General features: G+C 67.8%; 12 protein-coding genes. 6 read left to right on the forward strand and 6 right to left on the reverse strand.

Annotation, left to right across the window (positions count from 1 at the left end; translation table 11 throughout):
• Positions 1–31: 31 nt before the first annotated feature.
• A complete protein-coding gene (gene uvrA / locus MELE44368_RS20460) occupies positions 32–2,935 on the forward strand; it encodes an excinuclease ABC subunit UvrA (RefSeq protein WP_128110176.1) in 2,904 nt (967 codons plus the stop codon).
• 10 nt (positions 2,936–2,945) lie between these two features.
• Here the strand turns inward: uvrA and MELE44368_RS20465 are convergent, their stop codons facing one another.
• The 4 genes from MELE44368_RS20465 to MELE44368_RS20480 all read right to left on the reverse strand — a co-directional run bounded on the left by MELE44368_RS20465 (position 2,946) and on the right by MELE44368_RS20480 (position 8,219).
• Complete coding sequence (locus MELE44368_RS20465) at positions 2,946–4,103, reverse strand: winged helix DNA-binding domain-containing protein (RefSeq protein WP_128110177.1); 1,158 nt, start codon at positions 4,101–4,103, stop codon at positions 2,946–2,948.
• 44 nt (positions 4,104–4,147) lie between these two features.
• A complete protein-coding gene (locus MELE44368_RS20470; RefSeq protein ID WP_128110178.1) occupies positions 4,148–4,399 on the reverse strand; it encodes a hypothetical protein in 252 nt (83 codons plus the stop codon).
• 94 nt (positions 4,400–4,493) lie between these two features.
• Positions 4,494–7,805, reverse strand: a complete 3,312-nt coding sequence (gene lysX / locus MELE44368_RS20475; RefSeq protein WP_128110179.1) for a bifunctional lysylphosphatidylglycerol synthetase/lysine--tRNA ligase LysX — start codon at positions 7,803–7,805, stop codon at positions 4,494–4,496.
• Between the two features lie 45 nt (positions 7,806–7,850).
• Positions 7,851–8,219, reverse strand: coding sequence for a DUF1844 domain-containing protein (locus MELE44368_RS20480; RefSeq protein ID WP_128110180.1), 369 nt, complete (start codon positions 8,217–8,219; stop codon positions 7,851–7,853).
• Between the two features lie 174 nt (positions 8,220–8,393).
• On the opposite strand from MELE44368_RS20480, the gene infC reads away from it, so the two are divergent.
• The 4 genes from infC to MELE44368_RS20500 are packed head-to-tail and all read left to right on the forward strand — an operon-like array spanning position 8,394 to position 10,467.
• Entirely contained in the window at positions 8,394–9,044 is a 651-nt protein-coding gene (gene infC / locus MELE44368_RS20485) for a translation initiation factor IF-3 (RefSeq protein ID WP_128110181.1), read from the forward strand.
• Positions 9,045–9,050: 6 nt separating this feature from the next.
• Positions 9,051–9,245: a 50S ribosomal protein L35 gene (gene rpmI / locus MELE44368_RS20490; protein ID WP_046753174.1), complete on the forward strand. Its 195-nt coding sequence runs from the start codon at positions 9,051–9,053 to the stop codon at positions 9,243–9,245.
• 44 nt (positions 9,246–9,289) lie between these two features.
• Positions 9,290–9,679 carry a 50S ribosomal protein L20 gene (gene rplT, locus MELE44368_RS20495; protein ID WP_128110182.1) on the forward strand — a complete coding sequence of 130 codons (390 nt, stop codon included), beginning with the start codon at positions 9,290–9,292 and terminating at the stop codon, positions 9,677–9,679.
• Between the two features lie 23 nt (positions 9,680–9,702).
• Positions 9,703–10,467, forward strand: coding sequence for a TrmH family RNA methyltransferase (locus MELE44368_RS20500; protein ID WP_128110183.1), 765 nt, complete (start codon positions 9,703–9,705; stop codon positions 10,465–10,467).
• Positions 10,468–10,538: 71 nt separating this feature from the next.
• Here MELE44368_RS20500 and MELE44368_RS20505 read toward each other — a convergent pair whose 3' ends face one another.
• Positions 10,539–11,768, reverse strand: a complete 1,230-nt coding sequence (locus MELE44368_RS20505) for an acyl-CoA dehydrogenase family protein (RefSeq protein WP_128110184.1) — start codon at positions 11,766–11,768, stop codon at positions 10,539–10,541.
• 4 nt (positions 11,769–11,772) lie between these two features.
• A complete protein-coding gene (locus MELE44368_RS20510) occupies positions 11,773–12,825 on the reverse strand; it encodes an oxygenase MpaB family protein (RefSeq protein WP_128110185.1) in 1,053 nt (350 codons plus the stop codon).
• A 201-nt stretch (positions 12,826–13,026) separates the two neighbouring features.
• On the opposite strand from MELE44368_RS20510, the gene MELE44368_RS20515 reads away from it, so the two are divergent.
• Positions 13,027–13,908 carry an adenylate/guanylate cyclase domain-containing protein gene (locus MELE44368_RS20515; RefSeq protein WP_206613817.1) on the forward strand — a complete coding sequence of 294 codons (882 nt, stop codon included), beginning with the start codon at positions 13,027–13,029 and terminating at the stop codon, positions 13,906–13,908.
• The last annotated feature ends 1 nt before the right edge of the window (position 13,909 follow it).

Here is a 13,909-nt window from a genome sequence, read left to right on the forward strand (position 1 = left end):
GGGAGGACTGTGGCGTTGAAAGATAACGGGCGTGGCTGACCGCCTGATCGTCAAGGGGGCGCGCGAACACAACCTGCGAAGTGTTGATCTTGATTTGCCACGCGATGCTCTCATCGTGTTCACCGGGCTGTCCGGGTCGGGCAAGTCGTCGCTGGCATTCGACACGATCTTCGCCGAGGGCCAGCGCCGCTACGTGGAGTCGCTGTCGGCGTATGCCCGCCAGTTCCTGGGCCAGATGGACAAACCCGACGTCGATTTCATCGAGGGCCTGTCCCCCGCGGTGTCCATCGACCAGAAGTCGACCAACCGCAACCCGCGGTCGACGGTCGGCACCATCACCGAGGTCTACGACTACCTGCGGCTGCTCTATGCCCGTGCGGGCACCCCGCACTGCCCGGTGTGCGGTGAGCGCATCGCCCGGCAGACCCCGCAACAGATCGTCGACCAGGTACTCGCCATGGACGAGGGCCTGCGGTTCCAGGTGCTCGCGCCGGTGGTGCGCACCCGCAAGGGCGAGTTCGTCGACCTGTTCGACAAGCTCAACACCCAGGGCTACAGCCGCGTGCGGGTCGACGGCGTGGTGTATCCGCTCACCGATCCGCCCAAGCTCAAGAAGCAGGAGAAACACGACATCGAGGTGGTCGTCGATCGGCTGACCGTCAAGGCCACGGCCAAGCAGCGGCTGACCGACTCGGTGGAGACGGCGCTGAACCTCGCCGACGGCATTGTGGTGCTGGAATTCGTGGATCGTGAAGACGATCATCCGCACCGCGAACAGCGGTTCTCGGAGAAGTTGGCGTGCCCCAACGGCCACCACCTGGCCGTCGACGACCTGGAACCGCGGTCGTTCTCGTTCAACTCGCCCTACGGCGCCTGTCCGGAGTGCACCGGGCTCGGCATCCGCAAGGAGGTCGACCCCGACCTGGTCATCCCGGATCCGGAGCTGACGCTGGCGGAGGGCGCCATCGCGCCGTGGTCGATGGGGCAGACGGCCGATTACTTCACCCGGATGCTCGCCGGTCTCGGTGATGCGCTCGGGTTCGACGTCGACACACCGTGGAAGAAACTGCCCGCCAAGGCCCGCAAGGCGATCCTGGAGGGCTGCGACGAGCAGGTGCACGTGCGGTACAAGAACCGCTACGGCCGAACCCGTTCGTACTACGCCGATTTCGAAGGCGTGATGGCGTTTCTGCAGCGCCGCATGGAGCAGACCGACTCGGAGCTCATGAAGGAACGCTACGAGGGCTTCATGCGCGACGTGCCCTGCCCCGAGTGCCAGGGCACCCGGCTCAAGCCGGAGATCCTCGCGGTCACCATGGCGGCGGGGGAGTTCGGTGAGAAGTCGATCGCCGAGGTGTCCGAACTCTCGATCGCCGAATGCGCGGAGTTCCTGAACGCGTTGACGCTCGGGACCCGCGAGCAGGCCATCGCGGGCCAGGTGCTCAAGGAGATCCAGTCTCGGCTCGGGTTCCTGCTCGACGTGGGACTGGATTACCTGTCGTTGTCGCGGGCCGCGGCGACGTTGTCCGGCGGTGAGGCGCAACGGATCCGGCTGGCCACCCAGATCGGCTCCGGCCTGGTCGGGGTGCTGTACGTGCTCGACGAGCCGTCGATCGGCCTGCACCAGCGGGACAACCGCAGGTTGATCGACACCCTCATCCGGTTGCGGGATCTGGGCAACACGCTGATCGTCGTCGAGCACGACCTCGACACCATCGCCCACGCCGACTGGGTCGTCGACATCGGGCCGGCGGCGGGGGAGCACGGCGGCCAGATCGTGCACAGCGGCCCGTACGAGGATTTGGTGAAGAATCCCGAATCGCTCACGGGCGCTTACCTTTCGGGCAAGGAGGAGATCGAGGTGCCGGCGATCCGGCGCCCGGTCGACAAGAAGCGCCAACTCACCGTCGTCGGCGCGCGCGAGCACAACCTGCGCGACATCGACGTGGCGTTTCCGCTCGGGGTGCTGACCTCGGTCACCGGGGTCTCCGGCTCCGGCAAGTCCACCCTGGTCAACGACATCTTGGCGTCGGTGCTGGCCAACAAGCTCAACGGCGCCCGACTGGTGCCCGGCCGGCACACCCGGGTGACCGGCCTGGACAAGGTCGACAAGCTGGTCCGCGTCGACCAGTCGCCGATCGGCCGGACACCGCGGTCCAACCCGGCCACCTACACCGGGGTGTTCGACAAGATCCGCACCTTGTTCGCGGCCACCACGGAGGCCAAGGTGCGCGGCTATCAACCGGGCCGGTTCTCGTTCAACGTCAAAGGCGGCCGCTGCGAGGCCTGTTCGGGCGACGGCACGATCAAGATCGAGATGAACTTCCTGCCCGACGTGTACGTGCCGTGCGAGGTGTGCCACGGTGCCCGGTACAACCGCGAGACGCTCGAGGTGCACTACAAGGGCAAGACCATCGCCGAGGTGCTCGACATGTCCATCGAGGACGCGGCGGAGTTCTTCAAGCCGATCACCTCGATCCACCGGTACCTGCAGACGCTGGTCGACGTCGGCCTCGGCTACGTCCGGCTGGGGCAGCCGGCGCCGACGTTGTCGGGCGGGGAAGCGCAACGCGTCAAGCTGGCCTCGGAGCTGCAGAAGCGGTCGACGGGCCGCACCGTGTACATCCTCGACGAGCCGACGACCGGCCTGCACTTCGAGGACATCCGCAAGCTGCTCAGGGTGATCAACGGGCTCGTCGACAAGGGCAACACGGTGATCGTCATCGAGCACAACCTCGACGTGATCAAGACCTCCGACTGGATCATCGACATGGGCCCCGAGGGCGGTGCCGGCGGCGGCACGGTGGTGGCGACGGGCACGCCGGAGGATGTCGCGGCCGACCCGGACAGCTACACCGGGCACTTCCTGGCCGAATGCCTCGGCGTGCGACGGCCCGCGCCGAAGAAGCGCAAGCGCAGCAGGGTCAGCGCCTGACCGACCGGCACTAGGTCTTCGACATCGGCGACGGGAAGCGCGGGTTGACCCGCACGCCGTCCAGCCATTCGGTCAACTCGTCCGCACGCTTCTGCAGCGCCTGGCGTTCGCCGCGGGGGAGGTCCTCGAGCAGACGTACCTCGACCCGGCCGGCTTGGTCCTGACCCCATCCGCCGACGATTCGCCCGTTGCACCAGGCCGTCGGGCCGCCGTTGCCGTTCCGATCGAACACCTGGCTGCGATGCCCGCCCAGGTACCAGTCGCGGTCGAACCAGCCCATTGTCGTGAGGTCCAGGCCGGGCAGCAGCGCGCACCACGGCTCTGGATCGGGTTCGACCTCCAGATCATCGGGCAGCACATAGCCAGGGGTGCCGTCGAGGTCGACCTCGACCGCGTCGAGATCGCGTAGCGCCTGGCGTGCCCAGGTCAGCGTGTTGCCGAACCACCACTTGACATCGGCGACGGTGGCCGGGCCGAAGCTGCGCAGCCACCTGCCCACCAGTTCCGTCCGGGCCGCTTCGGCGTCGATGGCTTGACCGGGGTTCACCAGGTGCGTCGCCGCCACCCAGCGCGGACGCGACGTCGTCCACTTGCCCTCGTTCGGCCCGCGCATCAGGTGTCCGCGGGCCGCCAGCACCGTCAATATCCTTGGCGCCAGGGGTGTTTCACCGCCCCACCGTTTTCCCGGTGCGGCGTCGTGGCTGCCTGCCAACTCCGGCAAGGCGCTGCGCAGGTCCCGCGCGTTGGTCGGCCCGTGCTCGCCGAGGTGTCGCAGCACCGCCGCGCAGGCGGCGTCGAGCCAGGCGTCGCCGTCGGTGCAGAGGCCGGCTTTGACGGCGTCGGCGATGAGCCGGCGCGCTTCGTTGTCGGCGACCCGGTCACTCGCCGCGGACTGGATCAGCGGCAGGTCGACCGCCCGCACCGCCCACAGGGTCCGCCGCATCGCCAGGTGTTTGACCAAGCGACGACGCACGTAGAGGTCGGCGTCCACATCGGCCACCGTGATGCCGGGCACCCGCGCCCACAACGACAGGTACGGCGTGGCCGGATCGGTGGCATGCAATCCGACGACGTTTCCCGTCACCGCCTCGGCGGATTCCGCTGGCGCCCCGAGAAAGTGGCGTCGCGCCAGCCGGGCCCGGCGCTCGCCAACCGTGAATGTCCGCATCGCCTGCGCACCGTACCGGTACGGTCCGACAAGCTCGAGGCCGGTTACTGCGCGTCGTCGTCCTTCATCGACTCGCGGATCGCGGCCAGCCGCTCGGCGGCAGCGCGTTGGCGCTTCTCGTACTGCTCCTCGACGCTGCGGCCCTCCGGGGTCTCGGCGGCCAACTCCGACGCGCCGATCGCGGTGCCGTAGCGGGTCTCGATCTTCTCGCGCACCGACTCGAAGGTCGGCACCCCGCTCTCGGTGTAGCCGACCTCTTCCGGCTCGCCGCCACCCGGCTGGTTCTCCTCCGGCATGCCGCCAAACTACTCCCGGCGGGCCGATCGGTGTCGGTGTCGATCGAAGTATTTCGCGATGACCACCTGCGTCATGCCAGTCGCAACCGTGTCGTCATCGCGGTTTGGCCAGCGGAAACGGCAGCGTCTCGCGGATGCTGCGGCCGGTGATCAGCATGACGACGCGGTCGACCCCCATGCCGAGACCCCCGGTCGGCGGCATGGCGTACTCCATCGCCTGCAGGAAGTCCTCGTCGAGTTCCATGGCCTCGGGGTCGCCGCCCGCGGCCAGCAGCGACTGCTCCTGCAGGCGCCTGCGCTGCTCGACCGGATCGGTCAATTCGCTGTAGGCGGTGCCCAGTTCGACCCCCCACGCCACCAGATCCCACCGTTCGGCGACGCCGGCGATGCTGCGATGCGGCCGGGTCAACGGCGACACCGACGTCGGGAAGTCCTTGTAGAACGTGGGTTCCTGGGTGCGGTCCTCGACGAGCCGCTCGTAGAGCTCGAGCACCACGGCGCCGGTGTCCCAGTGGGTCAGGTACGGGATGTCCGCGGCGTCGCACAGCTTCCGCAGCGTCGCCAGGTCGGTGTCGGGTCCGATGTGCTCGCCGAGGGCCTCTGATACCGCCTCGTGCACCGTCTTGATGGTCCACTGACCGGAGATGTCGACCGGTTCCAGCGTGCCGTCGGGACGGGGACGCAGGAACACGTGCGCCCCGTTGGCCGCCTGCGCCGCGTTCTGGATGAGCTCCCGACAGCCGTCGATCCAGACGTGGTAGTCCGCATGGGCCTGGTACGCCTCCAACAGGGTGAACTCGGGATTGTGGCTGAAGTCGACGCCCTCGTTGCGGAACGCGCGGCCCAACTCGAAGACCCGCTCGACACCTCCCACGCACAGCCGTTTGAGGTAGAGCTCCGGGGCGATGCGCAGGTACAGGTCCAGGTCGTAGGCATTGATGTGGGTGGCGAACGGCCGCGCATTCGCACCGCCGTGGATCTGCTGCAGGATCGGCGTCTCGACCTCCAAAAACCCCTTGTTCACCAGGGTTTCGCGAATCGCGTGCAGGACGGCGCTGCGGGCCCGGATCAGGTCGCAGGCCTCGTTGTTGATCGCCAGGTCGACGTAGCGCGCACGCACCCTGGCCTCCTGGTCGGTCAGCCCCTTCCATTTGTCGGGCAGCGGTCGCAGGCACTTGCCGATCAGCCGCCAGCTGTGCACGAGCAGTGACCGGGTGCCCTTCCTGCTGTGGCCCATCGTCCCGGACACCGCGATGAGGTCGCCCAGGTCGATCGCATGGGTGAAATCCGCCGGAGTACCGGTTTCCAGCAGTGAATTGTCCAGGAGCAGTTGGACTTCGGCGGACCAGTCACGCAGTTGGGCGAACAGCACGCCGCCGTAGTCGCGGATCCGCAACACCCGGCCCGCGACCGTCACCGGTGTCTCGTCCTCGCCGTCCAGCGCGGAGGCGACGGTGTGGCTGGGTTGCCGACCGACCGGATACGGGTCGATCCCGCTGTCGCGCAACGCCTTGAGCTTGGCCATCCGGACCCGTACCTGTTCGGGCAGCCGCAGTTGGTCTCCGTTCTCGGAAAGATCGGAATGCAGGTCCTCGAGGTCGGGGGCGCTGCCGTCGCGGTTCAGCAGTCCGGACGCCACCAGGCTCTGCGGCGCCGCGATGTGATGGCCGGTGTGCGGTTGGTCGTGGCGGCGCGAGAATGGCAGCACCAGAAAGCCTTCGGCGATCACCGAGGCGACGCCGACGCGCGGCACCAGGCGGGCGTCCTCGTAACAGGCGTACCGCGGCAGCCATTGTGGCCGGTACTTCATGTTCGACCGGTACAACGTCTCGAGTTGCCACCACCGCGAGAAGAACACCAGCAGCCAGCGCCACAGCCGCGCGACCGGGCCTGCGCCCAGCTGGGCGCCCTGTTCGAACGCCGACCGGAACATCGCGAAGTTCAGCGAAATACGGGTTATCCCAAACGTTTCGGCTTGCATGCACAGTTCGCTGACCATCAGCTCGACGGTGCCGTTGGGCAGTTGGGGTGAGCGGCGCATCAGGTCCAGCGAGACGCCGTTGGTGCCCCACGGCACCAACGACAGCATCGCGACGACGTGGTCGTCGTGCTGCACCGCCTCCACCAGCAGGCAGTCCCCGTCGGCCGGGTCGCCGAGCCGGCCCAGCGCCATCGAGAAGCCGCGTTCGTCGTCGGTGTCGCGCCAGGCGTCGGCGCGCTCGATCACCCGGGCCATCTCGTCGGCGTCGATGTCACGGTGCCGCCGGATCCGCACGCCGACACCGGCGCGTCGCGCCCGGGTCACCGCCTGCCGCACGGCCCGCATGTCGGGTCCGGAGAGCCGGAAGTCGTCGGGGTGCAGGACGGCTTCGTCGCCGAGCTGCAGCGCGTTGAGACCGGCCTGGCGGAACGCCTCGGCCCCGGCCGAACTGGCGCCCATCACCCCGGGTGCCCAACCGTACGTCTCGCACAGCTGCCGCCAGGCGGCGATCGCGGCGGGCCACGCCTTCGGATCGCCGATCGGGTCGCCGCTGGCCAGGCAGACGCCGACCTCGACGCGGTAGGTGATGGCGGCGCGGCCGTCGGGCGCGAACACGACGGCCTTGTCCCGGCGGGTGGCGAAGTAGCCCAGGGAGTCGTTCTTGCCGAACAGTTCCAGCAGCCCGCGGATCGCCGACTCGTCCTCACCGGTGAGCGCATTCTCGGCGCGCTGCGACTGAAACAGCACGATCGCCGCCGCCATCAACGCGAGCGCGCCGAACAAGCCGAGCAGCGCATCGACGAACACGTGCGGATGCCCGGCGAAGATCGACGCGTCGGCGCCGGCGAACGCGCTCACCCGGTTCAGCGCGTACCAGAACCGGTCGTCGCGGGCCAGCGATCCCGGGAACAGCTGCAGCAGCCCCCACCCGACGAGCGTGCCGACCGCCATCCCGACGACCAGGGTGGCGGCCGCTTTCAGCAGCGCTCCGCGCCGCACCTTCGCCCAGAATTCGCGCCGGGCCAGCACCAGGAACAGGATCGCGGCGACGTGGAAGGCCAACCCGATGACCTCGCCGATCTCCTCCATCACCGTCTCGTCGCCGGCGATCAGGTCAGCGACGTTCCAGCCGATCGCGGCCACCAGGTAGCCGACCAGAATCCACCAGGCGATGCGTTTGCGGGCCGCCAGCGCCGCGGCGAGCAGCGCCAGCACGAACGCCCAGGCGAAGCTGGTGTCGGGGAAGTTGAAAAGGTACTCGTTGACGAACTCGCGCGGCACCCGGATCAGGGACCGGAAACTGGGGGAGACGCTGGCGATCAGGGACAACGTTGCGATCACGCCGACCGTCCAGCCGGCCGCAGCGGGCACCCACCGATATCTCGAGGTCGGGCGCGCGGCGGTGGTGGGGCTAGCGACCGTCATAGGCCGCGAGACTATTCGCTCGACCTGGAAATTTGGTGCGACTCGCTACCAGACCGGACCGGTGTATTTCTCGCCGGGACCGTGTCCGGGTTCCTCGGGTGCGGCGCTGGATTCCCGGAACGCCAACTGCAGCGTCTTGAGCCCGTCGCGGACCGGCCCGGCGTGCGGCCCGAGATACTCTGCCGAGGCGGTGACCAGCCCCGCCAGCGCGGTGATCAACCGACGCGCCTCGTCGAGATCGCGGTGCGGGCTGTCCTGCGGGTCGTCGGCGGACAGGCCGAGTTTCTCGGCCGCGGCGCTCATCAGCATGACCGCCGACCGGGTGATCACCTCGACCGCGGGGATGTCGGCCAGTTCGCGCACCGGGACAGCGTCAGAGGCGGCCTCTGGCGGAGTGTCAGGAACCTCGGTCATCCCTGCTAGACTGGCATACGCGACCGTCCCGGCACACGCCAGGGACAGCAAGTGGAGTCCCCCTCCCACCGTTTGCCTCGGGTACCGCCCGACGGTTCAACGGTCCGGTCAGGCGTTCACCGACGCCTGTTCTGGTCGGCATTGGGCCCTGCTTCGAGCAGGGCTTTTTCGCTGGTGGGATCGGGTCTCCTTGAGGACAACATAGGAGGGCCCATCAGCACTGAGACCCGCGTCAACGAGCGCATTCGAGTACCTGAAGTCCGTCTGATCGGACCAGGCGGAGAACAAGTAGGCATCGTGCGCATCGAAGACGCCCTCCGCGTCGCCGCGGAGGCCGATCTCGACCTTGTCGAAGTAGCCCCGAACGCCAGGCCTCCGGTCTGCAAGATCATGGACTACGGCAAGTACAAGTACGAGACGGCCCAGAAGGCGCGCGAGTCTCGCAAGAACCAGCAGCAGACCGTCGTCAAGGAACAGAAGCTTCGTCCCAAGATCGACGACCACGACTACGAGACCAAGAAGGGTCATGTGATCCGCTTCTTGGAGGCGGGGTCGAAGGTGAAGGTGACGATCATGTTCCGCGGACGCGAGCAGTCGCGGCCCGAGTTGGGCTACCGGCTGTTGCAGCGGCTAGGTGCAGACGTGGCCGACTACGGCTACGTCGAGACGCCGGCCAAGCAGGACGGACGCAACATGACGATGGTGCTGGCACCGCACCGCGGCGCGAAGACTCGCGCCAAGGCGGCACACGATGCGGACGCACCGCCCGCGCAGCGCGTGAGCGCCCAAAGCGGGGAAGCACCGACCGAGCAACGAAAGAACTGAGGACACATGCCCAAGGCGAAGACCCACAGCGGCGCTTCGAAGCGGTTTCGGCGTACCGGAACCGGAAAGATCGTGCGCCAGAAGGCCAATCGTCGACACCTGCTCGAGCACAAGCCGTCTACTCGCACCCGCCGGCTGGCAGGCCGCACCGAGGTGTCAGCGAACGACAAGAGCCGCATCAAGAAGCTGCTCAACGGCTGACCGAGTTCGACACCCGTACGACCTGAACGAATAGGAACACTCTCATGGCACGCGTGAAGCGCGCAGTCAACGCTCAGAAGAAGCGGCGCAGCATCCTCAAGGCATCCAAGGGCTACCGCGGTCAGCGCTCGCGGTTGTACCGCAAAGCCAAAGAGCAACAGCTGCATTCATTGAACTACGCCTACCGTGACCGGCGTGCCCGCAAGGGCGAATTCCGCAAGCTGTGGATCTCACGGATCAACGCCGCGGCGCGCGCCAACGACATCACCTACAACCGGCTGATCCAGGGGCTCAAGGCCGCCGGTGTCGAGGTGGACCGCAAGAACCTCGCCGAGATCGCCATCAGCGACTCGGCCGCCTTCACCGCGCTGGTGGAGGTCGCCAGGGGGGCGCTGCCCGCTGACGTCAACGCGCCCTCCGGAGAGGCCGCCTGACACTCACCGAGCGCTCCGCTCGGGTGGCAGCGGCGGTCAAGCTGCACCGCCAGGTCACACGACGACGCGCCGCGCGTTATCTCGCTGAGGGACCCAACCTCGTCGAGGCAGCGTTGCGGCGCGGACTCGTGTTGGAGGTGTTCGCCACCGAGGCCGCGATGCACCGGTTCGAAGCTGTGCTCGCCGGTAAGCCGGCCGACGTAGCCGTGCACGTGGTGACCGAGCGCGCCGCAAAAGCGTTGTCGGACACCGTCACCCCGGTAGGCCTGGTGGCGGTGTGCGCGATGCCGCAGACCACGCTCGAGGAGGTGCTCGTCGAGCCGAAGCTGGTCGCGGTCGCGGTCGGGATCTCCGAACCCGGCAACGCGGGAACGCTGATCCGGGTGGCCCATGCGATGGGCGCCGACGCGGTCGTTTTGACCGGCAACAGCGTCGACCCGTACAACGGCAAGTGCCTGCGGGCATCGGCGGGCAGCATCTTCTCGGTTCCGGTGATCTCCGACGCCGACGCCGAAGCGGTGGTCAAGGCGTTGCGCGCGGCCGGGTTGCAGGTGCTGGCGACGACGCTCGACGGCGAGGTGTCGCTCGAGGACCCCGATCTGCAGGCCGGGCTCTCTCAGCCCACGGCGTGGCTGTTCGGCCCCGAGGCGCACGGCCTGCCCGCCGAGCTGACCGCCGCCGCCGCGCACCGGGTGCACATTCCGATGGCCGGTGACGCCGAGAGTCTCAACGTCGCCTCGGCCGCGGCGATCTGTCTGTATGCGAGCGCCCGCGCCCACCACTTCTAGCGCGAGCAGACGCGAAAACCCCTACTTCAAGACGGTTTTGGGGGTTTTCATGCCTGCTCGGCGGTGGGAAATCAGTCGCCGTTGAGCAGGCCCCTGGCCACATGGGTGATCTGCACCTCGTTGCTGCCCGCGTAGATCATCAGGGACTTGGCGTCGCGGGCGAGCTGCTCGACCCGGTACTCGGTCATGTAGCCGTTGCCGCCGAACAACTGCACGGCATCCATCGCGACATCGGTCGCCGCCTGCGAGCAGTACCACTTGATCGCCGAGGCCTCCGACAGCGAAATCTGGTAGCCGCTCTCCGCCGCTTCGATGACCCGGAACAGCATGTTGCGCACGTTCATCCGGGCGACTTCCATGTTGGCCAGCTTCAGCTGGATCAGTTGGAACTGCGCGATCTCCTGGCCCCACAGCTTGCGGGTCTTGGCGTAGTCGACACACAGCCGCAGGCATTCCTCGATGACACCCAACGCCATCGCGGCCACGCCGATGCGCTCGGCGGAGAAGCTCGACCGCGCGCTGGCCCGGCCGTCGCCCGACGAAGTGTCCTCGGTCTCACCGAGCAGTCGGTCGCGGCCGAGCCGGACGTTGTTGAAGAACAACTCCCCGGTGCGCGACGAGTGAATACCCATCTTGCGGAACGGCTTTGACTGCACAAAGCCTTCCATACCGCGGTCGAGGACGAACGTGAGCACCTTGCGGTCGCGTTTGTCCACACCGGGTTCGTCCAGCTTGGCGTACACCACCACCACGTCGGCGTCGGGTCCGTTGGTGATGAACGTCTTCTGCCCGTTGAGGATGTAGTCGTCGCCGTCGCGGGTGACATAGGACTTCATGCCGCCGAACGCGTCAGAACCCGAGTCGGGTTCGGTGATCGCCCAGGCGCCCACCTTTTCGTAGGTGACCAGTTCGGGCAGCCAGCGTTCCTGCTGGGCCAAGGTGCCGCGGCTCATGATCGTCGGCACCGTCAAGCCCAGGCTGACCCCCATCCCGGTGACCACGCCCATGCACACCCGGCACAGCTCGCTGACCACGATGTAGCCCATCCCGCCGGAGCCGCCGAGCGCGCTGCCCCCGGCCTCGCCGGACGATTCGCCGCCTTCACGCAGCCGGGCCAGCCGCTTGTTGAGCGAGTCCCGGGCCATGTCGGCGATGCCGAACGTCGCGAAAAGCTTGCGGATGATGGGGTAGGGCTCCATCTCGCCGCTTTCCAGCGCGTCGACGTGCGGACGAATCTCCTTGTCTACGAACTCGCGGACGGCATCACGGACGGCAAGGTCGACATCTGACCATTCGAGCATGCAGTCATGCTGCCTTACCCGGCTTTTCGCCCCGACCCCGGGCCGGTCGACGCAGCCCGGTCAGCGAGAACGTGGTGTGCACCAGCGACCCGGCCCGGTCGAGCAGCGACTTGCTCTGCGGCACGTAATGCATCGGCAGACCGCGGCGGTCCCGTGGCGGTGCCATGAACCCGGGCGCCTCGACCAGCGGGGCGTCGGGCGGCAGCTTGCCCTGGGCGCGGCGGTAGGCGGCCAACGCCCGTGGGTGAAGCCTGATCTCGTCGGGCACCGCCAGGAACGCGAACTCCACGAACTTGCCGAACAGTCGCAGCAGCACCTCGTCGCCGGGGGTCCACCGCATCCCGGCCTTCTCGCGCAGCGCCTCGTCGAACAACCCGGCCGCGATCCACCGCTGCGCGCCGACCATCGGCTTGAAGAGCTGATCCCACAGCGGCGTCGGCATCAGGACGAACCACGGCTTGGGGATGCGAATCTCGAAGATGTCCATGGTGGCGCGGTTGATCTCGAGCTCTTCGCGGCACTTGGTCTCCCAGTACACCTGGAAGTCCTCCCAGGTCTCGGGGACCGGACGCATGCTCATGCCGTACATCCGGTACCACTGCACGTGTTCGTCGAACAGCTGGCGTTTCTCGGCCTCGGTCAACCCGCCGCAGAAGTACTCCGCGGTCTTGATGATGAGCATGAAGAACGTCGCGTGGGCCCAGTAGAACGTCTCGGGGTTCAGCGCGTGGTAGCGGCGGCCCTTGGCGTCGACGCCCTTGATCGAGTGGTGGTAGCTCTTGATCTGCTCACCGGTCTGGGCGGCGCGCTCGCCGTCGTAGACCACGCCCATGATCGGGTACACCGAGCGTGCCACCCGCTGAAGCGGCTCGCGCAGCAGGATGGAATGGTCCTCGACGCCGGCGCCGAGTTCGGGATACATGTTCTGGATCGCACCGATCCACACGCCGAGCATCCCGGTGCGCAGGTCACCGAAGTACTTCCACGTCAGCGAATCGGGCCCGAGCGGGTCGGCCGCCGCCTCCGCACTCTTCGTGGTGGTTGTCGTCTCGGTCATACGTCCTCGCTGACTCCAGTACCCACGGTTACACCCTCACGATAATGTTGACAACAGATGTTGTCTACGATTTGCGGGCGCGTCGGCCCAGGCGTTATCCACCGGCGACTGATGCGCCACACCCGCGTGATCAGCGCGGTTGCCGAACCCGCAGCTGGACCGAGATTGCTCGACTCCCGAAGCCGTGCTTAGGCTGGCGACGTGGATGGCGAGCCGCTCGACGACGGCGCCCGCGAACTCGCCGGGCCGCGCGCCAACCGACCGTTGGGCTGGCTGACGGCCACCAACCGCAATCCGGGCGTCATCGCCTTTCTGCGGCGTACCCGCCGCGCCCTGCCGGGAGATCCCGAATTCGGCGATCCGCTGTCGATGGCGGGTGACGGCGGACCACGCGCCGCCGCGCGCGCCGCCGACCGGCTTCTGAAGCGTGACGCGGCCACCCGCGAGGTCAGCCTCGGGGCGCTGCAGGTCTGGCAGTCGCTGACCGAGCGCGTCTCCGGTAAGCCCGCCAACCGCGAGGCCACGCTGGTCTTCACCGACCTGGTCGGCTTCTCGGCCTGGTCCCTGACCGCGGGCGACGACGCCACGCTGGCCCTGCTGCGACGGGTGTCACAGGTCGTCGAGCCGCCGCTGCTGGCGTCGGGCGGGCACATCGTCAAACGCATGGGCGACGGCATCATGGCGGTGTTCGCCGACCCGACCACCGCGCTTCACGCCGCGATCGCCGCCCGCGAGGCGGTGAAAACCGTTGAGGTGAAGGGCTATACACCGCGAATGCGGGTCGGCGTGCGCACCGGACGTCCGCAGCGGATCGGATCGGACTGGCTGGGCGTCGACGTCAACATCGCTGCCCGCGTCACAGAGCGCGCCACCCGCGGGGAGCTGGTGGCATCACAGGCCACCCTCGAGCGCATCTCCGCCGAGGACCTCGAATCGCTCGGCGTGGAGGCCAAACGCCTTCGCAGGCCGGTGTTCACGGCCAAGCAGGACGGCGTGCCGGCCGACCTGGACATGTACCGGCTGAGAAAACGCCGCGGGCGCGCCGTCGACGGAAGCCCGGACGGCTCGACGCCGGGGATCTGAC

The organism is Mycolicibacterium elephantis DSM 44368, from assembly GCF_004014805.1.
GTDB classification, from domain to species: Bacteria; Actinomycetota; Actinomycetes; order Mycobacteriales; family Mycobacteriaceae; genus Mycobacterium; species Mycobacterium elephantis.